Below are 20,941 nucleotides of genomic sequence, written 5' to 3'. Positions count from 1 at the left end.
TAACATGAAAGAAAACATGAATGCAGCAAGCGATGTCAGCACGGCTGTAAAGATGGAACCAAAGACAAAAAAAGAACCGAAATCGAAATCCAAGACAGAACTTTGGTGCTGGGTGTTTTTATTCCCCACACTGGCACTGTTCGCGATGTTCCAAGGCTGGCCAATCCTGGCCAGCTGGTACTACGCGACATTGGATTGGTCCGGGCTGACGCCTGATGCGAAATTCATCGGGATTGATAACTTTGTGAATGTCGCAAAGGACCCGTACTTCTGGAATGCGTTTAAAAACAGCTTTAAATTTATGCTGGGCACAGTTCCGTTCCATTTGTTTTTAGCCCTTGTGCTTGCGGTCATTCTGCACAAGCCGGGGTTGAAAGCGGCCAATCTATTCCGTACGTTCATATTCCTGCCGGTTGTCACAACAACCTCAATTGTCGGAATCATCATGGTGTTCATCTGGGGCAGTGATGGAGCGGTCAATGACGGCCTATTGAAAGTCGGTCTGCTCGATCAGCCAATCAACTGGCTCGGCGATGCGAAATGGTCGATGTTCACCGTCATATTGATTTCCGTCTGGAAAAACCTCGGAGTCAACCTGATTTACTGGCTTGCCGGCCTGCAGTCGATTCCGCAGGAAATTTACGAAGCTGCTGAAGTTGACGGGGCAACGGGTTTCAGAAAATTCATCCACATCACCGTTCCCATGCTCATTCCGATCGGCACGATTATTTTGCTGTTGAATGTCGTCAACTCGCTGAAGGCGTTCGACTTGATTAAGACAATGACAAACGGCGGTCCGTTCTTTGCGACGGATGTTGTATCCACTTATATTTACCGCTATGCGTTCACGAGTGAAATGGGACTTCCACAGCTCGGCTACGCGTCTGCGGCCGGATTGTTCTTCGCCGTCACGATTTGCGTTATCGCGATTATCCAGTCCGTTGTGCAAAAGAGGCTTAAAGGTGGTAAAAATGCATGAGTAAAGTAAAGAAACCGTTATTTTATATTGTGATGACTGCCTTTTGCCTTATTTGGATTTATCCATTCATCTGGATGGTGTCAGCATCGTTCAAGACACAGAACGAGTTTTTCAAAAACGGCCTGTCGCTCATTCCGGAACATTTCACATTTGATAATTTAATCAGGGCGTGGAATGAAGCAAATTTTGAACAATACTTCTTTAACAGTGTTATTATCACTGTCGGAACGATTATCATCGTTCTTTTCTCGACCGCGACATGTGGCTATGTGCTCGGCAGATACCAATTCCGCGGCAAGAAGATCGTCTATGCGCTCTTGATTGCCAGCATGTTCGTCCCGACCGAATTCGCGATAATCCCAATCTATGATTTGATCAAATCGATGGGGCTCATGAACACAAGGTTCGGTGTCATTTTGGCCGAATCGGGCGGAAACCATATTATTTTCATCCTCCTGTTCGCGACTTTCTTCGCGAAAATCCCGAAGGAATTGGAGGAAGCGGCGGTGATGGATGGAAGCGGATTTTTCAGGACTTTCTTTACGGTCATGCTTCCTCTTTCAAAACCGGTCATTGGAAGTGTAATGATCATGCAATTCATTTGGTCATGGAACTCCTTCCTGATGCCGCTCATTTTAACGCTGAACGCGCCGGATGCGCGCCCGCTTTCTGTAGGCCTGTATGCGCTGCGCGGTGAGAATATTGTAGACTGGACAGGGATTGCCGCCGGCGGCACGATTGCGATTTTGCCAATCATCGTTATTTTCCTAAGTCTACAGCGTTACTTCGTTGATGGAATCGCGGGATCAGTCAAAGGCTGATCCGGGCGGTTCCTTTTTCTTGAAGGCTCAGTTAAAGGTGAGTGTTGATTTTCAATGAAGTTGATTGGAACAGAGGGGACTGACTCCGGCGGGATGTAGCGGCACGTGGAGACCCCACAGGCGGCTATGACGCCGAGGAGGCTCCATAAAGAATGCTCCTGCGCCACAGACTATTCGGGGAAGCGAACCTTCAGCTCGTCGCAAAGCTGCACGAAGCAAATTCAGGTAGTTGCTTCGCCCCGCGGAAAGCATGTCCCCGGAGTGGAAATCAACAATCGAGGATAACAAAGCCTTCTTGAAAGGCGGGGCCATGTACGGCTGTTGAGTTCCGCTTTGGGGTCATCAACCTTTAAAAAGGCTGGTACTTATGATAGTGGAACCGGCAGCAGTGACGTCCCGGCAAAATATAGCTCTGAAAATAAAGCGCTTTGGGCGTTTTACGATAAAGGCAGGTTGAAGTTTTATGAGGATTCTTTACTTGGATTTGGATTCGCTCCGCCCCGACCATATCGGCGCGTACGGCTATCACCGCGACACAACACCGAATATTGACGAAATTGCCAAAGAAGGCGTCATGTTCACGAACTATTACTGCTCCGATGCACCATGCCTTCCATCCCGGTCTGCGCTCATGTCCGGCCGCTTCGGCATCCATAACGGGATCGTCGGCCACGGCGGCACAGCCGCTGATATGAGAAGGGAAGGGCCGAGCAGGGATTTCAACGACAAGCTTGTTCATGAGAGCCTTCCAGGTTCATTGCGGCAGCTCGGTTTTAAAACAACAACAATCAGCACTTTTGCGGAAAGGCATTCGGCCTGGACGTTTAACGCCGGCTTTAATGAAGTTTTCAATGTCGGCAAAAATGGCCATGAGTCTGCGGAAGAAGTCCTTCCGGTGGCGCTGAAATGGCTTGAGGATAATGGCACCTCTGATAACTGGTTCTTGCATTTGAACTTCTGGGATCCCCATACACCGTACCGGACTCCTGAGGAATATGGCGATCCATTTTCTAACGAACCGCTGCCAGCCTGGCTGACGGAGGAAGTTTTTGAAAAACATAAAAGCCAGACGAACCAGCACAGTATCGACCATATGAATGAATTGGCGAAGACGCATTACTTCAAGTGGCCGCGCCATGGCAGGCAGATTGAAACGTACGAGGACCTTCGCCTGATCGTGGACAACTATGACACCGCAATCCGTTATATGGACAGCCATATTGGCCACGTGCTGAAGAAGCTGGAGGCGCTTGGCGTCATGGAAGACACCGCCATTCTGATCAGTGCCGATCACGGTGAAAATATGGGCGAGCTCGGGATTTATTCCGAGCATGGCACGGCTGATGAGGGAACGTGCCGAATTCCGATGATCATCCGCTGGCCGAACGGGATGAAGGGGACGGTCGATGATGGCCTTCATTATCATCTGGACCTTGGGCCGACATTTATGGGCCTTCTTGGAGGACAAGATGCCCCATCCTGGGACGGGCGCAGTTTTGCCGATAGTGTGCTGAAGGGCGAAAGAACCGGACGCGACTATCTTGTGCTTTCACAATGCGCGCATGTGTGCCAGCGAAGCGTCCGGTTCGGCGACTATTTATATATCCGCTCGTATCATGACGGGCACAATGGGTTCCCGAAAGAAATGCTGTTCAACCTGAAGGAAGACTCGTACGAGCAGCATAATCTTGCCGAGGAACGGAAGGATCTGTGCAGGGAAGCTGTTTACCTGTTGAATGAATGGCATGATGAAATGATGACGACAATGGACTTTGATGTCGATCCGCTTTGGACGGTCATGAAGGAAGGCGGACCGCTGCACGCGAAGGAATTTAAAGGGTAAGGATTTTCTCAAGGATCTCTGTGGACAGCTGGATTGCCGTGTCCATTTGTAGAAGACTGGACTAAAAATGGCGCTGTGTGTGGAATTATGAGAGAATTTAACATGAATTGCATGGGGACAGGGAACGGCGCCGGAGAGAGTGAGGCACTGGAACCGTCCCCCTGCTTCACTTAAGGGGGAGTTGCCATGGGTGGTGGGTGTTTGCCTGCGCGCGGGGATGTGAGTGTGATGTGGAAGACTGTTTCGGAGGATTGTAATTTGGCTTGTGATTATTGTTATTATAGTACGTGCGGGGGCAAGCCGGGGAAAAAGATTAATCGGATTGATCCGGTTGTTCTTGAAAAGTTTATCCGTGAGTATATGGAGCGTTCGGCAGGTTCGGCGACGTTTGCCTGGCAGGGCGGGGAGCCGCTTCTGGCGGGTCTTGACTTTTTTGAAGAGGTTGTCAGGCTTCAGGCCTTATACGCTCCAAAGAATACGATGATTTCAAATTCGATCCAGACCAATGGGACACTGATCAGCGATCGGTGGGCTTCATTTTTCAGGAAGTATAACTTTCTCGTTGGCGTCAGCCTTGACGGGCCTCGGGACATCCATGATGCCAAAAGGGTCGATTCAAGCGGCAAGGGCAGCTTTGACCGGGTGATGAAAGGCATCGGGCACCTCCGTAACCACAATGTCGATTTCAATATATTGACGGTTGTCCATAAAGGAAATGTTGGAAAAGCTAAGGAAATGATGCAATTTTTTGAGTCAGAGAATTTCAATTTTGTCCAATTCATCCCGTGCATGGATTTCCGCGCCCAGCAAATCAACCGGCCTGGCGTTTATGATATCACTGCGGAAGAGTACGGGGAATTCCTCTGTGAGGCGTTCGATTATTGGTACAATGACGGCAATCCGCGCACCTCGATCCGCTTCTTCGATGAAATGCTCAATGTGTATGTGAACCGGAATCCAGGCCTTTGCATCCACCGCGACACGTGTCCGCAAACGATCATCCTTGAGCAAAATGGCGACGCGTTCCCTTGCGACTTTTTCATGCATGACGATTGGAAGGTCGGCAATGTCGGCATCAATACAATTGATGAAATCCTTTCGCATCCGAAGTATGAGACATTTTTGAAAATGAAACCGACTTTGCCAGAACCGTGCAAAACCTGCGAATGGAAAAAGCTCTGCCACGGCGGATGCCCTCGCAATAGGAAATGGGAGCAGGGGTATGTTTCCTCTGAAGTGGATTATTTCTGCTCAAGCTATAAACAGATTTACAGCTATGCGGACGAGCGCATGAAGGAGCTAGGTATGCAGGTGAGGGCGAAGCTTTTCGAACAGAATCTAGCCCGTTATTTTAAAGGGAAACTGCCTGAACGGAACAGCTACTGTCCATGCGGGAGCGGGAAAAAGTACAAGCAATGCTGTATCGATCTTAAAGTTGAGGCGGTTAGATGAAAAAGGATTGGAAGCTGATTATCAAGATATTTTTCGCGTTTCTCAAAATCGGCCCGGTTACCTTTGGGGGCGGCTATGCGATGATTCCGGTCATTGAACGGGAAATCATCGAAAAGAAGAAGTGGCTCAAACAGGAGGATGTGGCCGATGTCCTTGTCATTGCCCAATCCGTGCCCGGGGCGATCGCCTTAAACTCGGCGACGTTCATCGGTTTTACTGTTGCCGGCATACAGGGAGCGATTGCCGCGCTGCTAGGCGTTTTGCTGCCGACTTTCCTGATTGTCATTGGACTGAGTATCGTTTTCATCTCGCTGCACGGAAACCCGATTGTCGACGCGGCCATGCAGGGGATGAGCGCGGCGATTGTTGCACTGATTATTTTTGCCGCCTGGAAAATCGCCCAAACAGCCATTTTTGACAAAACGACCATGGTGACGGCGCTCGTGACGGCTGCTATTTTATATTTCTTGAACCTGAATCCAGTCCTTGTTATCGGCCTTGGCATCGCGGCTGGAATCGTGCAAATCAAAGTGAAAGAACTGGTGGGGCTGGCGGTTTCTTTTGAAAAAGAAGAAAAGAATGCTCAAGTTGAGATCGGGAAAGGGGAGTGAAGGCATGCTTTGGGATTTGTTCATCACATTCCTGAGAATCGGCTTTGTGTCGTTCGGGGGCGGCTATGCGATGATTCCGGTCATTGACTTCGAGGTCACTAGGCATGGTTGGATGACGACGACGGAGTTCACCGAGATTATCGCGGTCGCGGGCATGTCACCCGGGCCCATCGCGACCAACAGTGCCATCATCGTCGGCTATAAAACCGCCGGACTCGCGGGCGCGATTGTTTCTGCTGTAGGCATGACCTTGCCGACTCTCATCCTGATCCTCGCGGTGTCGGGGATATTTTTCCGTTACCAGAATGCAAAGCTGGTGAAATCAGCGTTTTACGGACTGCGGCCGATCATCACTGGCCTCATCATCTACGCAGCCATCCGCTTTGCGATCTCAAACCATATCATCGGCAGCCTTAACTGGCACACCGCGAGCCTCGCTGGCTTAACCGGCCTCTCCCTCCTCGCCCTCATCAAATACAAAATCCACCCCATCGCAGTCTTAGTCGCCTCCGGAATAGCCGGAGCACTGCTGTTATAAAAACTACAAACATCATGAAAGCCGCGGAAACCCACTTCCGCGGCTTTGCTGCTTTCGGGAGGCGAAGCAGCACGGCTACTTCCTGAAAAAGTCAGTATATTAGTTCCTACGGTTTTTGTTATGATAGAAAAAAAGTTTTCTAGTTGTTGGGCGGGAGCGGGATGCGGATGATTGCAGCGTTGAGGAAAGGCATGAACAGGGTAGGCGATATGGTCCATCAAAGCATCCGGATCAAGCTGAGTTTGTTCTTTATTGTAGTGGCGCTCGTGCCGCTGGCGATTTTCGGGTTTGTATCTTTTCAAAAGTCGTCCTCGATTGTGAACCGGCAGTTTAATGAGTATGAACAGTTTGCGGTGTCACAGCTTGAACGGCAGCTCGAGGATACAATTGACCAAATGTATGTTGTATCCAAAGACATCCACCATTACTTATCCGACCCGACTTTGATTGTCATAAAGGAAGAAATACCGAAAACATACGAAGGGTTTATCGAGAAGAAGAATTTCGAACGTTTTTTGGAAGCGCATAAAACATTCAATACGAAGGGAATTTACCTGATTACGAAATCCGGTTATTATTACGGGGACAGGAACCTTGATATAAAAAATTTGACGAGACAGCCCTTTTGGAAGGAAGCGTCCCGGCTTAAGCAGGGGGAGCATTGGATTGGCTTTTACAAAGGGAATCATTATGAGTCGAAAAACCGTGATAAACCCGGTCAAATTGTCGGCCTCGTCGTTCCGATCCAGAGCCAGTACGGCATTCTGAAAGGGAGTAAGCTGTTGATTGAGACGGATGCAACCGAGCTGTTTTCCTATATCCGCTTTCTTGAGCGTGACGTTGATTCGTTTGTAACAATCAGGGATAGCCAAAATAAGATCCTATATGAGACAAAGGGCCGGAGCGCCACAAAAGGCAATGATATTGTCAGAAAGACAGAGATTGAAGCATACGGCTGGCAGGTTGAGGTCCGTGTTCCGGAAAAAATATTCTATCAATCTTCAAATGTCATACTCAAATACACCATACTGGCCATTTGCTTTTCCATTCTGCTCGCGATTTTATTGGCAATGGCTTTTTCAGCCCCTGTCGCGAAACGCATCAAACTGCTGAAGCGATCCATGGAAAAAGTAAGCGCTGGCCAACTCGCGACAAGAGCGCCGATTACGGGACGTGACGAGATCAGTGTTTTGACCACAAGCTTCAACCAGATGGTCGGGCAAATCAGCGGACTTATCAACGATATGAGCAGGACGGAACGAGAAAAGCGGCAGGCTGAGCTTAGGGCTTTCCATTACCAAATCAATCCGCATCTCTTGTTCAATACGTTGAATTCAATTCAGTGGAAAGCAAGGCTCGCGAAGGCTGATGAAGTTCAGGAGATGATTTATCACCTGACCGAGGTTCTTCATGAAAATCTCAAATTCACGGATGAACTGATCCTCCTGCAAAAGGAACTCGATACGATCAGCCATTACTTAAAGGTCCAGGAAATCCGTTACGGACATATGTTTGACTACAAGCAAAACGTTGAGCCCGGCTGTGAGGCATACCTTATTCCACGCCTGTCGCTCCAGCCCTTATTTGAAAACATCTTCTTCCATGCATTCGAGGACGGGAAAGGGACAATTATCCTTACTGTGGAAGCGGAAGCTGAAGAATTGCTGATGACTCTTGTTGACAATGGCAAGGGAATGAACGAAGGAAAGGTTCAAGGGCTGCTTGACGGACCGACCGGTGCAGGAGGCAAAAAAGAGAACAGCGGCGGGATAGGTGTGTATAATGTTGACCAGCGGCTGAAGCTGCATTTTGGAAGCGGATACGGGCTTTCGATTGAATCCTCCCCCGGGGCAGGAACAACAATCAAAATGCGCTGGCCGAAAAGGGGGCCGGCAGATCTCCATGATTGATTATCAACATCAAAACGACTCCACAGACACAAAAAGGAGGCTCCCTCATGATAAAAGTAATGATTATTGATGATGAATATATAGTCCGGAAAGGCTTAATGGCGACCGTTGACTGGCGGAAGTTCGATATGGAAGTAGTTGGGGACGCCGCCAATGGAGAAAAGGGATGGGAGCTGTTCCTTGAACATTCGCCGGATGTGGTCATAACGGATATCGTGATGCCGGAACAAAATGGAATAGAACTTGCGCGTAAAATTAAAGAGGCAGCCCCACAGACGAAAATCCTTCTCTTAAGCTGTCATCGGGATTTTGAATATGCCCAGGAAGGGATCAAACTAGGCGCTTCCGGCTATATCGTCAAAACTGCTTTCCAGGACATGGAATTTGAGTCTTATCTGGGGAGGTTCCAGGATGAACTCGCAATACCGGAATCGGCAGCCGCATCGTTAACTGAAAACGAAGAGATGCTGTCGAAGACATTTTACGAATGGCTTTGCGGATTCGAAAACAATTTTGCCCATATTCTTGACGAATTGCGGCAAAAGGATTGGAACTGGATTGACAGGCCTTTTTACATTTATTATCTCGACAGGCTTGGCCGTCCGGATGAGCCAGCCGACGGTCGGACCGAAATTTTATTTTCCGGGATTTCAGCGAAAATACCCTGTGGGTCAGAGCAATGTTTTCTTTTTATTCCCGCTCCGGAACAGGCGGGGTTTGAACGCAGGCTGTTCGATGCAAAGGGTAAATGGCCTAGCATGAAATGGAGGCGCAGCACCCTCCGGCAGGGGACAGAAGAGTGGCTGAACGGTGTGAAATCACTGTACAGCCGGCTGAAAATTGAACAGCAATTCCAAGCTTCATTCGAGGACTGGCCGGAGCCGATCCGTAAGGCGGTCGAGCTGATTACGGCCGACCTTTCCAGGCATTATCCTTCCGCAGATGTGGCTCATGAAGTCGGCCTTAGCAGGAGCCATTTCAGCACGCTTTTCAAAAAATCTATTGGCGAAAGCTTTTCCGAGTTTACCGAAAAACTGAAATTGGATGCGGCCTGCAGCCTGCTTGAAGCCACTCCTCTTACCCTTCAGGAAATCAGTGAACGGATCGGAATCCATGATGGAAAGTATTTCAGCAAATGGTTTAAAAAATGTACCGGGAAGACCCCATCCGACTACCGGCAAACAAAAAGAGGAACGATACCGGACAAAATTACCCCTTTCTAACTGAAAAGACTGAAAATTAAAACGAAAGTCCTCTAAATTGAAGATGATTTTTGGTTTGTGACCGCTTTCATTCACGATAAACTGAAAGCGGTCCTATTTATTTAGACAGGGATTTGTTAATAAGCTGGCTCAGTTAAAGATGATTGTTGATTTTCAATGAAGTTGATTGGAACGGAGGGGACTGACTCCGGCGGGATGCAGCGGCACGTGGAGACCCCACAGGCGTCCACGACGCCGAGGAGGCTCCAAAAAGACTGCTCCTGCGCCACAGACTATTCGGGGAAGCGAACCTTCAGCTCGTCGCAAAGCTGCACGAAGCAAATTCAGGTAGATGCTTCGCCCCGCGGAAAGCATGTCCCCGGAGTGGAAATCAACATTAAAAAGCGCTGAGGTCACAAGTTTTTCGTAGAAGGCGTTGAAAGCTGTTAACAACCCTTAAAATTGAAGGAGGAAATTTCGTTGAGGAAGAAATTGAACATCATCGCAATGGTCTTACTTTTGGCAAGCGTTTTCTCCCTGGCGGCCTGCTCAAGCGACAGCTCGAATAATGCGGCTGGCGGGAAAGAAGGCGGGAAGAACGAGAAGGGAACAAGCACTCTTCGTTTTGCCACATGGGACTCCGGCAAGGAACTGCAAATCCAGCAAAAGATAGCCAAGAGTTTTGAAGAAAAGCACCCGGGCGTCAAGGTGCAGGTGGAAGCATATGGTGACGGCTTCGATCAGAAGCTTGCGGCATCCTTCGGGGCCAAGAATCCTCCTGATGTGATGTACATGTGGAATTTCCCAGCCTATTACCAGTCACTCGAGCCTTTGGATTCCTATATCGAAGGCGACTCCGAGATGGACATGGACGATTTTTACCAGGGACTTTTCAATTATTCACGTATGGACGGCAAGATTTATGGCATGCCATCCGGGTTTACCACAAGAGCCATCTACTATAACAAAGATTTATTCGATGCAGCCAATATTCCTTATCCGAAGGACGGCTGGACATGGGATGATTTCAAGAAAATAGCAAAAAAACTATCTGATCCTTCAAAGAAGCAATATGGCTTCGGCGTTGTGCCTGAGCCCGACACATATGACCTGCAAGGGCTTGTCTGGAGCAATGGTGGAAGCTTCATCAGTGAAGACGGCAAGAAAGTCGAAGGCCATATGAACAGCCCGGAAACAATCGAAGCCATCCAGGTTTTGGGTGATCTTCTCAAGAATAAAAGTGCTGTCCTCGTTGGCGGCAAAAATCAGCAGAGCGGCGATGATATTTTCAAAGCCGGAAAAATTGCCATGTGGGAAAGTGGTATCTGGCCGCTGGCTGGCTTCAAGGATGCTGGAATCAATGTCGGCACTGTAGAAGTGCCGCAATTCGGCGACAAGCCTGCAAAGGGCATCATCGCGACATCCGCTGTTTCGATAGCAAAGGATTCGAAAAACAAAGATTTGGCTTATGAATTTGTGAAGTTTTACTCTTCTCCTGAAGCCATCAAGATGAGGACTTCAGACCTGCCTGTGCGGATCAGCGTCGTCAAGGAAATGAACATGGAGCAGGATCCGCTCGTAAGCCCGTTCTATAAAATGCTTGAGCGTTCCGATAATACACCGGCGTTCCTGCTGAACGAAAACTGGAATGAAATCAACCGCAACCTGTCAGCTGCCGTGAATGCAGTCATGCTTGGCCAGGACGCGAAGAGCCTGCTCAATAAAGCAGCAAAGGATTCAGAAAAGTACACCAAGTAGTTTTGACAAAATAAATGAGGTGTTTCCGATGAAATCAGAATCTGCAACACCGACAATCCACACAAAAAAGAGAAAGAGGTGGGACGTGATTGTCCCCCTTCTTTTTATCTCACCATGGATCATCGGTTTTCTGGCCTTTACTCTCGGGCCGTTAGTGTATTCCCTTATTATCAGCTTTTTCGATTGGCCGGTTGTTGGCGAGCCCAAATTCATCGGCATCGAAAATTACAGAATTATGTTCACGGAAGACCCGCTTTTCTGGAAATCGCTTTGGGTCACCCTGAAATTCGCCGCACTCTTTGTTCCGCTTAATGTTGCCATTGCCCTTATATTAGCCGTTTTGCTGAACCAAGACGTCAAGGGGACTTCCCTTTTCCGTACGTTTTTCTACCTCCCCTCCGTCATCTCCGGTGTCGCGCTCGCGATGATTTGGGCATGGGTTTACAACGGGGAATATGGGATTCTTAACTACTTCCTGTCGCTTGCCGGCATCCAGGGCCCTGACTGGCTGAACAGCACTACATGGGCGCTCGTCGCCATGGTCATCGCAAGCCTCTGGGGGCAGGGGACGATGATGCTTATTTTCCTCGCCGGCCTGAAAGGGATTCCGAGAGAGCTGTATGAAGCGGCTTCGATAGATGGGGCGAAGAAACTGACCCAGTTTTTCAAAATCACTTTGCCACTTTTGACGCCGACAATCCTGTTCAATGTGATCACAACAATCATATCCGCCTTCCAGCAGCTGACGCTCGCACTCGTCCTGACAGGCGGAGGACCGTTAAATTCGACTTATTTCTATGCGATGTATGTGTATGAAAACGCCTTTAAATATTTCAAAATGGGCTATTCATCGGCGAACGCCTGGTTTATGTTCCTGATTGTCCTCGGCCTGACGATGCTCGTCTTTAAATCGTCATCCGCCTGGGTTTACTACGAAGGAGAAGTGAAGAATAAATAGCATCGTTAGAAAGGTTACGATAAATATGAAAAGCAGAGTTGAAAAAACCTTTGTATACAGTCTTTTAATCATTTTTTCCCTGCTGTTTCTCGCGCCATTTTTCTGGATGGCCTCAACAGCGCTGAAATCGCCGCAGGAGCTTTATATGTTTCCGCCAAAATGGATTCCGTCGAGTCTGGAATTCGAAAATTTCAAGGAAGCATGGCTGTCGCAGCCTTTTACGCAATTCCTGAAAAACTCGGTTACGGTAACCGTCATGGCGACACTCGGGCAACTCGTTTCATCCGCCCTCGTCGCGTATGGTTTTGCGAGATTCACCTTCAAGGGAAGGGATACCCTGTTCATGGTCCTGCTTGCGACGATGATGATTCCGTGGGAGGTCACCATGATTCCGCTTTATATGGAATTCAACGCCCTTGGCTGGATCAATACGTTGAAAACGCTGATCGTCCCATCATGGTTCGGCTCGCCGTTTTTCATCTTCCTGCTCCGCCAGTTCATCATGGGCATTCCGAAAGAACTCGATGAAGCCGCCAAAATGGACGGAGCAAACCCGCTTCAAATATTCTATAAAATCTATATCCCGCTCATGAAACCGGGCCTCATCCTCGTAGCCGTCTTCAGCATCCTGAACTGCTGGAACGATTACCTTGGACCGCTCGTCTTCCTGAACGACCAAAGCAAATATACACTTACTCTCGGCCTTGCCCAATTCAAAGGGATGTTCGGTGTGGACATGGAAGGCGTCATGGCTATCACCTTCCTCATCTGCCTGCCGCCGCTTCTGCTCTTCTTCTTCGCACAACGCTACATCGTCGAAGACGTCTCCAAAACCGGAGTCAAAGGATAAATAGAGCCGAAGCAGGGGGACGATTCCAGTGCTTCAATCGAGAGGCTAAGGAAAAGGTTAACGGAAAGCTAAATTTCAGAGCGTAGAAATCAAAAGGGCTGAGGAATCAGAGGGTTCCCCAGCCCCGCTCTGTAAACGCAGAAAAACTTGTACCCCCAAAAAGTGGTGTTTTGAAAGGAAGACCTTTTAAAAAAAGCTTCCGAACCTAGCATTTCAAGGAAAGGTATCTGAATTTATGATCCAGTCATTGCCGTTTTTTACGTTGCCGGCCGGTGTGAAGCGGTTTTTAGGCACTGAGTCCTTATACGGGTTAAGCCTCGGTATGTTCACTCTCATCCTCAACCTCCATTTCATTGAAGTGGGGGTCACAGAAAAGCAAATTGGCTGGATTACATCAATGGGAATCCTGGTGATGGGAGCATTCGCAATTCCAGTGAGTATCGTTGCGAAAAAAACAGGACGTAAAAAGCTCCTCGTTGCTGGAATTAGCTGCCTGGCCATTGGCTGCATCATCTTTGCTATTGCCAGAAGCTTTGCCCTCCTTTTATGTGCCCAGTTGATCATGTCAATTGGGTTCACGCTGGTCGAGACAACAGAAATCCAGCTGCTTTTCCATTACAGCAAGACGAAACGCCAGGAAACTCAAGCCTATAGCTACCTGTTTGCCATGTTCACCGCATTCACCGGCGCCGGTTTGCTGCTGGGTGGATTTTTGCCAAAATGGATTGATGTCCCCGAGCAGGGTTATCAAAATACACTTCTAGTCATATCCGTGTTGCTGCTCGTGCTGGCAATCATCAGGGGGAGCCTGCTGCCACAGGAAGTCCAGCAGCGGGAACAGAAGCGGGGCCGCGAAAAAAAAGCGAAAATCTCTCGGGAATTATGGGGGAAACTCCTTAAATTCTCCTTTTTTTCAGTCCTCACCGGTGCGGCTGTGTCTTCTGTCCAGCCTTACCTGAACCTGTTCGTGAAGCTGCGGTTTGACTTTTCAAATGAAACAGTTTCCGTCATTCTCGCCATGCATGGCCTGGCGCTTTTTATTGGGTCTGTCTTTTCTCCCATGCTGATTGACAGATTTGGAGTAAGAAAGACGTTTTTCTGGATTTATTTTTTGAACATCGCTTTTTGCCTCCTGTTGTTTGTGAATGTTCCACCGGCTATTTTTTCAGTGCTTTTGCTCGTTAGGGGAGGATTCTTCACGATGCTGACCAATTTGGTGGACAGCCTGTCGATGTCTTCGTTTAAGGACGAGGACCGCGACTTGTATGCGGGTATGAGAGCTGTTTTCAGAAGTATTGGCTCATCCGTGGCTGCTTTTGTGATTGGAATGATCCTTGCCGGCAAAAACTACTCGCTACCTTTTTTGATTGCGGGCTTGTTATTGCTGGCAGGCTATATCTATTTTGCCAAAGTGATCCGGCCAAAATTTATAGACTCAAGCCTGGAGTAGTTGAATTAATCGCCGGAGGGGGAACAACAGATCGTTAAAGGGATTGTGGCCGAAAAGAGGTTTCCTATAAACTCCCGATGTGAAAAATCACTAAATAAAAATGATGCCTTAAATTTAAGAGAGGGAACGGAGATATGAATCTTGCAACGCATGTTTTTGATTGCAAAAAAATCCCCTTCAGCCGAAGGGGTTCTTTTATAACAATTTCACCTAACCATAAAATTGGACAAGACAGTCCCCTTTTTATTCGCAACATCCGGAACGGGGACAACGATTTCGGGGAAGTGTTTCAGATTGACGTTATTAGGGAGGGAAAGCCTCTCCCTTATAAGGCAGTTATGACACCGTCATCGCTGAGACTTGAAACGGAAGGCGGCTTTGCAGAGTTTTGCATAACAGAAGCAAGGGTCTTGCAAATTCGCAGCGAAGGAGTCGGTGTCCGGCTTTCCGGGATGACCGGTGCGTATGATTACGCGGTCATGGCGGGCGATAGGCGCTGGGAAGTGAACCACTCGATGCAGGAGATGCGCTATATGCTGACAGTACTGCACGGCAGCCTCGAAATGGACGCGCCGTTTGTCGCAGAGCGATGCGAAAAAATCATTGCAGACTTCCTGCCTGACCGGATCCATGGAAAAATGGAATGTGCTGTGGAGGAATTCACGACAGTGTACAGGCCGCGGAAATATCGTTCTTTTGCAGAGGGCAAAAAGCTTGTTGAACGCGACTATGAAAATTGGTTTGAAAATACATTGGATATCCCCGATAAATTTGCACGGGGGAAGGAGCTTGCTTCTTATATTACCTGGTCGTGCCTAGTGCCTGCCGAGGGAGTTTTGACGAGGCCGGCAATGTACATGTCGAAAAACTGGATGACGAATATTTGGAGCTGGGACCATTGCTTCAATGCGCTGGCCCTTGCAAAAAAGTCACCTGAACTTGCCTGGGATCAGCTGATGATTTTCTTTGATTTACAGGATGCATCGGGGATGCTGCCGGACTTCGCAAATAACCGGTTTGTACTCTGGAATTTTACGAAGCCGCCAATCCATGGTTGGACACTCAGGCGGATGTGGGAACAAACTGATTTTATTGACACTGAACGGCTGCGGGAAATATACGGGCCGCTCGGAAAATGGACGAATTGGTGGCTAGAATGGCAGGATGATGACCATGACGGGATCCCCCAGTATAACCATGGTAATGACAGCGGCTGGGATAACAGTACGATTTTCCATAGAGGGACGCCGGTCGAGAGCCCGGATTTATCCTCATTTTTAGTCATCCAAATGGAAGTGCTGGCGGAAATCGCCGATAAGCTAGGCAAAAAGAGAGATGCGGCACGTTGGAAAAAGGATTCGGAAACGCTGCTGGCAAAATTGCTTGAGCATTTCTGGGACGGAGAAAAGTTTGTGGCAAAACGGTCCGGCACCCATGAATCGATTGAATCGGACAGCCTCGTTCTTTACGCGCCGCTTATCCTGGGGAAGCGGCTCCCTGATGAGATACGAAAGAAATTAGTTAATGGCATTCGCACCAAAGGATTTTTAACCGAATATGGACTGGCAACAGAGCTGCCCAGCAGCACCTATTATAAACCGGACGGCTATTGGCGCGGCCCGATTTGGGCGCCGACTACGATGCTCATCGCAGACGGCCTCCGGTCAGCCGGCGAAACCGAACTATTTCAAGAAATCGCCGCAAAATTCTGCGCCATGGCCACAGCCTCCGGCATGGCCGAAAACTACAACGCACTAACCGGCCAACCACTGCGTGACCCCGCGTTCACATGGACCTCCAGTGTCTTCCTATTATTAGGGAACCTGCTGTCTGAAGCGAAGTGAAGCAGGGGGACGGTTTAATTGCCCCATTCTTGGTGTAGAAAAGGAAGAAAGCTGCCCTTCTACACCTTGTATGAGATTAGAGGCGACAACAGGATTGATAAACAAAAAACAAACCACCTCGGGCCTGAATGGCCGGGGTGGTTTGCTTTAGAATCGGTTCGCCAATCCCGCTTCATTTTAATGTTCGTTTAACTGGCTGTCCCTTAGAGCATGATGATAGAATGAAATGAACATCTTACAGCAAGGAGGTTGTTTTTATGGAAAAGAAGTGGATGGAGTACGCGGTTAAAATTTCTAAGGAAAATGCGGAAAAGAAGGAAGGCAAGCCGTTTGGTGCGGTCATCGTCAAGAATGGGGAAATCATTTCCGAAGGAGTAAACGAGGTAATCGCCTCCCATGACCCTACCGCCCATGCAGAACTATTAGCAATCAGCCGGGCTTCAAGGAAGCTTGGAACAGATGACCTTTCTGATTGTGAACTGTACGCTAGCGGTGAGCCGTGCCCGATGTGCCTAAGCGCGATTTATCTTGCGAACATCGAGAAAGCGTATTTTGCCAACCCCGCGGAAGGGAACCCGCTTGCCACAAAAGCCCAATACATTTACAAGCAGGTCGGTTTGCCGAATGAACAACGGGAAAACAAGCTCATCCATATGCCGGTTGAGGACTAATTACATAACAGCACCTAGCGAAGCTCCGGATTCCGGGGCTTCTTTTTTTGGCAAAAAGGAACCTATACGAAGCTTGTCTTTTCATAAGAAAATTAATCGAAAATTTCCCAACCTGTTTGACATTATTCGCTATTGCCAATTATTGGTGCGGAGTTTATATTTAGTTATCTAAAGATTTAAAAAATACTGACAAAAGGGAGTGGAAAGCTGCTAAGGAAGGTTTTGATTAAAACACTTTTAGGAGGTTTGGAATGAGGAATCGGACGTATAAGAAATATTTAAGCAGTTTACTAGTTTTTGCACTTATATTTTCTCTGTTCTTGCCAGTTTCAGGACAGGCTGCAGGAAACTCGGTAAAGAACCAGTTAAGCAGTGAGGCTTTAAGCCAAATGAAGGCGATCATCGCTGCCCAAAAAGCGGCTGAAGCGAATGGGCCTGTATTGCATCCGGATTTGCAAGGCCTTTCCGGTGACGAAGAAGTATCTGTCATTGTCCAGCTTTCAGAACCGCCGGTCGCTTTTGCAAAAGGGTTGAAAAAGATTGCTGGCAAATCATTCTCCAAAACCGAAGAAAAAAATGTTGAACAAAAAGTGACAGGACAGCAGAAAAAATTCGAAAATGCGCTGAAATCAAAAGGAATCAGCGCAAAGAAGCGGTTCCAATATAACTATGCTTTCAACGGGCTGGCTATTAAAGTAAAAGCCAGCCAGGTTAAGAAACTACTAACCTTGCCGGAAGTACAGCTAGTAGAACCTGATCTGGAGGTACACGCGCTTGGGGAGCCTGCACAAGAAGGTACATATTCCCCTGATGCTTTGAACAGTAACAATCACCTGGATATCCCTTCTGTTTGGGATTTGGGCTTTGAGGGCCAAAATGTGAAGGTTGCCGTCCTTGACACGGGAATCGACTACAACCACCCGGAATTTGAAGGGGTATATAAGGGCGGCTACAACTTTGTCAGCCATGCTACTGGATATGAAAGGCCGCGTGCCGACAATGATCCTTACGAAACTTCTCCAAAGGATCGCCCGGCTAATCGTGCCGAAATAGATTCAAAAGGAAATACATTTTACACCGAACATGGCACACACGTAGCGGGAACGATCGCCGCCCAGGGGAAAAACCCGTACAGCATTAAAGGGCTTGCCCCGAAAGTTGAATTGTATGCCTACCGTGTGCTTGGGGCCTATGGAAGCGGTGCGACGTCAGGCATCATAGCTGCGATTGACAAAGCCGCAGCCGAAAAAATGGACGTAATCAATATGTCTTTAGGCGGAAGCAGCAACAGCCAGACTGCCTCCGATGCGATTGCTGTCAATAATGCCGCACTCGCCGGTACACTTTCGGTCGTCGCCACAGGCAACAGCGGTCCAAACCGAGGCACAATCGGAAACCCAGCCTCAGCAGCATTCGCCCTTTCTGTCGGTAATTCGACCATTAAGGAAGAAGCAATGAAAGCGGATGTCAATGTAACGGTTGAAGGTTCCGCAGCCAATAAGTATAACCTCAACCTGATGGGCTGGAAATTTGGAACGCAGCCTGGACAGCTTTTAAATGGCACATATGAAGTAGTCGCCATACCTGGAGTAGGTAAAGAAACAGACTATGCCGGCATTGATGCCAGAGGGAAAGTTGCCCTCGTTGCCCGCGGAGAAATAGCATTTGTTGATAAAATTGACGCTGCCAAAAAGGCCGGTGCCGTATCAATTATTGTCCACAACAATGGCGGGACGAATGGAAATGGCCCAGCGAACGTGTTCCTTGGTGATTCGTTCAAGTTCATTCCGACTTTCGATATGTCAACAACCGATGGAACTGCCCTTAGAACAGCTTTGGCTGGCAAAAAGGGAACCGTTACCTTCAACAATTTTGCGACAAGTGTATCCGCGGGTGACGAAATTAATAGTTCGAGCTCACGCGGGCCGTCAACGCCAACGTTTGATATTAAACCGGATGTTTCTGCTCCAGGGACAAATATCATGTCATCCGTTCCTGCTTATGGGAAAGACTTCCCGGATGCAGATTATTCCGAGTCGTATGAGCGTTTCACAGGTACAAGTATGGCAACTCCGCATGTAGCAGCTATTGCGGCGCTATTGAAATCACAGCATCCGAATTGGACACCGTTTGATCTAAAGGTGGCCATTTCAAATACGGCGAAGCAGCTTGATACCGGAAAATATGATGTGTTTTCTCAAGGTCCTGGCCGTGTACAACCGTTAAAAGCAGTAACCACAGAGGCTCTCGCCTATGCACTCGATAAAACCAGCTTCAGTGGAAGAACATACGACAACACAAAGGGAACGATCACTTTCGGGAATGTGCCGACAAGTACGTTGGCAGCATCCACCATTACAAAGGATGTTGTTGTCAAAAACCTTTCAGGAAATCCAAGCGATTATTCCGTGTCTGTCCAGGTGACAAAGGCGGCGGGCGGGACTTTGGCTGCGGCAAATGTAACGGTTGACCAAAGCAGCTTTACGCTGACGGATGAGAAAACTTTGAAAGTCACTTTAAATGTGCCAAAAGGTTCCGGATCTTCGGGCAATGAACTTTTAGGTTACGTTAAACTGACAAACGGGAAAACGAATCTGATTCTTCCGTTTGCAGCAAGCTTCGCACCTCCGACAGGGTTAAAAGCCTTCTCGATCGACAGCTATCACATTTCTCCGAATGGCGATGGAAAGCTCGATAGCACGACGGTTAGGTATGAGTTCCATGATCGCCAGTATACTACTTATCTTGAGCTTTGGGATGCGCAGAATCAAGAGGGTGGCTACTATAAGGACGGGTACCTTGGCTATTTGGTGGCTGCAAACTCTACTACGGTAGGGCCAAAAACGGTTCAATTTAATGGACAGATAACGGCTTGGGGATCAGGGGCAAAGACACAGGCACCGGACGGCGTGTACACGCTTGATTTAACTACGTATAACCTTTTAGGAACGGCGCTTGTCACCGCGAACTGGCTCGGACCTGTTTTTGTCAAATCTACTCTTAGCAAAATTATGGTTGAAGACAGTTATAACTTCTCTGGTTCGAATTATACATTGAAGGGTTCCCTTGACGATTCGTATGTGAAATTCGGACCAGTAGTCGAAGAAGTATTTGGCGAAACATATGATGTCAATGACTATCTGAAGACCAAGTACGAGCTCTATAACAGTAATGGCGATTTGACAGGTAGCGGACCGGTTTCACTTTTGCAAAATGGAGGCTTTGACCTTGATTTATCCGGTCTGGAACTTGGCGACAATAAATTGAAGATAATTGTTGATGATGCTGCCCAAAACCATGCTGAAAAGGAAATTACGCTGACAAGGATTGACACGGCCGCACCTTCAACTGATGTAACAGTCAGCGGAACAGAAGGGAATAACGGCTGGTATACATCTGATGTTTCTGTTGATTTTAACGCAGCCGATGACGAATCGGGCGTAAAAGGAATTGAATACAAAGTTAATGGCGGCGCCTGGACGGCTTATACAGGTTCAGTTAAGTTGACTATGGATGGTGTGTACAACGTCCAGTTCCGTGGCGAAGATAATGCAGGTAACGTCGAAGAGGCAAAGTCCGTCGAGGTAAAAATCGATAAAACAGCGCCAGCCTTGAAGGTCAGTGTGGATAAGTCTTTATTGTCACCGCCAAATAACAAGTTTGTGAATATTAAAGCTGACCTCAATTATTCCGATTCGATGTCTGGCGTCGAATCCGTTGTTCTCGAATCGATCACCGTCAATGATAAGAAATATACCGGCGACGGAATCAAGGATGCTGACTTTGGCACTCAGGATGTGGAGTTTAGCCTGCGCGCATCGAAAAACAGCGATGACAGTACTCGGATTTACACCATAAACTATCTCGTAAAGGATAAAGCAGGAAACACCACGAAAGCCGCCACCACTGTGACTGTTCCGAAAAACCAGTCGGGGAAGTAAGGGTTTTTGGAAGGGAATAGTAAGGAGCAAACAGTAAGGTAGTTGGACATGAAACATTAGAACAAATGTGTCAGGTACCCATCGTGGACATGAAATGCCGCGATGGGTACCTG

Annotated in this window: 16 protein-coding genes; all 16 read left to right on the top strand. The window is 48.1% G+C overall.

What is annotated here, in order from left to right; genetic code table 11:
* Window positions 1–4: 4 nt before the first annotated feature.
* The 16 genes from BN1002_RS16285 to BN1002_RS16215 all read left to right on the top strand — a co-directional run bounded on the left by BN1002_RS16285 (window position 5) and on the right by BN1002_RS16215 (window position 20,828).
* Window positions 5–979: a carbohydrate ABC transporter permease gene (locus tag BN1002_RS16285; RefSeq protein WP_148362803.1), complete on the top strand. Its 975-nt coding sequence runs from the start codon at window positions 5–7 to the stop codon at window positions 977–979.
* The gene (locus BN1002_RS16280) at window positions 976–1,800 is read left to right on the top strand and encodes a carbohydrate ABC transporter permease (RefSeq protein WP_048826517.1); all 825 of its coding nucleotides are present in this window, start codon (window positions 976–978) and stop codon (window positions 1,798–1,800) included. Before BN1002_RS16285 ends, BN1002_RS16280 begins: the two co-directional genes overlap by 4 nt.
* Before the next feature lie 463 nt (window positions 1,801–2,263).
* Window positions 2,264–3,643: a sulfatase family protein gene (locus BN1002_RS16275; RefSeq protein WP_048826516.1), complete on the top strand. Its 1,380-nt coding sequence runs from the start codon at window positions 2,264–2,266 to the stop codon at window positions 3,641–3,643.
* Window positions 3,644–3,829: 186 nt separating this feature from the next.
* Window positions 3,830–5,095 carry an anaerobic sulfatase maturase gene (locus BN1002_RS16270; RefSeq protein WP_048826514.1) on the top strand — a complete coding sequence of 422 codons (1,266 nt, stop codon included), beginning with the start codon at window positions 3,830–3,832 and terminating at the stop codon, window positions 5,093–5,095.
* Window positions 5,092–5,706, top strand: a complete 615-nt coding sequence (locus BN1002_RS16265) for a chromate transporter (protein WP_048826512.1) — start codon at window positions 5,092–5,094, stop codon at window positions 5,704–5,706. The genes BN1002_RS16270 and BN1002_RS16265 overlap by 4 nt, the downstream gene beginning before the upstream one ends.
* Window positions 5,657–6,244, top strand: a complete 588-nt coding sequence (locus BN1002_RS16260; protein ID WP_331386384.1) for a chromate transporter — start codon at window positions 5,657–5,659, stop codon at window positions 6,242–6,244. The genes BN1002_RS16265 and BN1002_RS16260 overlap by 50 nt, the downstream gene beginning before the upstream one ends.
* Before the next feature lie 161 nt (window positions 6,245–6,405).
* Window positions 6,406–8,154, top strand: coding sequence for a cache domain-containing sensor histidine kinase (locus BN1002_RS16255; RefSeq protein WP_048826509.1), 1,749 nt, complete (start codon window positions 6,406–6,408; stop codon window positions 8,152–8,154).
* 47 nt (window positions 8,155–8,201) lie between these two features.
* Window positions 8,202–9,377, top strand: coding sequence for a response regulator (locus tag BN1002_RS16250; RefSeq protein WP_048826507.1), 1,176 nt, complete (start codon window positions 8,202–8,204; stop codon window positions 9,375–9,377).
* Between the two features lie 156 nt (window positions 9,378–9,533).
* Entirely contained in the window at window positions 9,534–9,767 is a 234-nt protein-coding gene (locus tag BN1002_RS23840) for a hypothetical protein (RefSeq protein WP_148362802.1), read from the top strand.
* A gap of 96 nt (window positions 9,768–9,863) precedes the next feature.
* Complete coding sequence (locus BN1002_RS16245; RefSeq protein ID WP_048828005.1) at window positions 9,864–11,114, top strand: ABC transporter substrate-binding protein; 1,251 nt, start codon at window positions 9,864–9,866, stop codon at window positions 11,112–11,114.
* Between the two features lie 28 nt (window positions 11,115–11,142).
* Window positions 11,143–12,072 carry a carbohydrate ABC transporter permease gene (locus BN1002_RS16240; RefSeq protein WP_048826506.1) on the top strand — a complete coding sequence of 310 codons (930 nt, stop codon included), beginning with the start codon at window positions 11,143–11,145 and terminating at the stop codon, window positions 12,070–12,072.
* Between the two features lie 25 nt (window positions 12,073–12,097).
* Complete coding sequence (locus BN1002_RS16235; protein WP_048826504.1) at window positions 12,098–12,922, top strand: carbohydrate ABC transporter permease; 825 nt, start codon at window positions 12,098–12,100, stop codon at window positions 12,920–12,922.
* A gap of 235 nt (window positions 12,923–13,157) precedes the next feature.
* Window positions 13,158–14,372: an MFS transporter gene (locus BN1002_RS16230; protein ID WP_048826502.1), complete on the top strand. Its 1,215-nt coding sequence runs from the start codon at window positions 13,158–13,160 to the stop codon at window positions 14,370–14,372.
* Between the two features lie 134 nt (window positions 14,373–14,506).
* Window positions 14,507–16,216, top strand: a complete 1,710-nt coding sequence (locus BN1002_RS16225; RefSeq protein WP_048826500.1) for an amylo-alpha-1,6-glucosidase — start codon at window positions 14,507–14,509, stop codon at window positions 16,214–16,216.
* A 257-nt stretch (window positions 16,217–16,473) separates the two neighbouring features.
* Window positions 16,474–16,887: a nucleoside deaminase gene (locus BN1002_RS16220; RefSeq protein WP_048826499.1), complete on the top strand. Its 414-nt coding sequence runs from the start codon at window positions 16,474–16,476 to the stop codon at window positions 16,885–16,887.
* A 251-nt stretch (window positions 16,888–17,138) separates the two neighbouring features.
* Window positions 17,139–20,828 carry a S8 family serine peptidase gene (locus BN1002_RS16215; protein WP_048826497.1) on the top strand — a complete coding sequence of 1,230 codons (3,690 nt, stop codon included), beginning with the start codon at window positions 17,139–17,141 and terminating at the stop codon, window positions 20,826–20,828.
* Window positions 20,829–20,941: the final 113 nt, after the last annotated feature.

It is taken from the genome of Bacillus sp. B-jedd (genome assembly GCF_000821085.1).
GTDB lineage: Bacteria > Bacillota > Bacilli > Bacillales > Cytobacillaceae > Bacillus_D.
The sequence above is the reverse complement of the archived record's forward strand: the minus strand, read 5'-3'. Positions and strand labels throughout refer to the sequence as shown.

What these genes read in the sequence shown, in the direction of transcription:
- BN1002_RS16285 (WP_148362803.1), top strand. Translation starts at nt 5, where the DNA reads ATGAAAGAAAACATGAATGCAGCAAGCGATGTCAGCACGGCTGTAAAG.
- BN1002_RS16280 (WP_048826517.1), top strand. Translation starts at nt 976, where the DNA reads ATGAGTAAAGTAAAGAAACCGTTATTTTATATTGTGATGACTGCCTTT.
- BN1002_RS16275 (WP_048826516.1), top strand. Translation starts at nt 2,264, where the DNA reads ATGAGGATTCTTTACTTGGATTTGGATTCGCTCCGCCCCGACCATATC.
- BN1002_RS16270 (WP_048826514.1), top strand. Translation starts at nt 3,830, where the DNA reads ATGGGTGGTGGGTGTTTGCCTGCGCGCGGGGATGTGAGTGTGATGTGG.
- BN1002_RS16265 (WP_048826512.1), top strand. Translation starts at nt 5,092, where the DNA reads ATGAAAAAGGATTGGAAGCTGATTATCAAGATATTTTTCGCGTTTCTC.
- BN1002_RS16255 (WP_048826509.1), top strand. Translation starts at nt 6,406, where the DNA reads ATGCGGATGATTGCAGCGTTGAGGAAAGGCATGAACAGGGTAGGCGAT.
- BN1002_RS16250 (WP_048826507.1), top strand. Translation starts at nt 8,202, where the DNA reads ATGATAAAAGTAATGATTATTGATGATGAATATATAGTCCGGAAAGGC.
- BN1002_RS23840 (WP_148362802.1), top strand. Translation starts at nt 9,534, where the DNA reads ATGAAGTTGATTGGAACGGAGGGGACTGACTCCGGCGGGATGCAGCGG.
- BN1002_RS16245 (WP_048828005.1), top strand. Translation starts at nt 9,864, where the DNA reads ATGGTCTTACTTTTGGCAAGCGTTTTCTCCCTGGCGGCCTGCTCAAGC.
- BN1002_RS16240 (WP_048826506.1), top strand. Translation starts at nt 11,143, where the DNA reads ATGAAATCAGAATCTGCAACACCGACAATCCACACAAAAAAGAGAAAG.
- BN1002_RS16235 (WP_048826504.1), top strand. Translation starts at nt 12,098, where the DNA reads ATGAAAAGCAGAGTTGAAAAAACCTTTGTATACAGTCTTTTAATCATT.
- BN1002_RS16230 (WP_048826502.1), top strand. Translation starts at nt 13,158, where the DNA reads ATGATCCAGTCATTGCCGTTTTTTACGTTGCCGGCCGGTGTGAAGCGG.
- BN1002_RS16225 (WP_048826500.1), top strand. Translation starts at nt 14,507, where the DNA reads ATGAATCTTGCAACGCATGTTTTTGATTGCAAAAAAATCCCCTTCAGC.
- BN1002_RS16220 (WP_048826499.1), top strand. Translation starts at nt 16,474, where the DNA reads ATGGAAAAGAAGTGGATGGAGTACGCGGTTAAAATTTCTAAGGAAAAT.
- BN1002_RS16215 (WP_048826497.1), top strand. Translation starts at nt 17,139, where the DNA reads ATGAGGAATCGGACGTATAAGAAATATTTAAGCAGTTTACTAGTTTTT.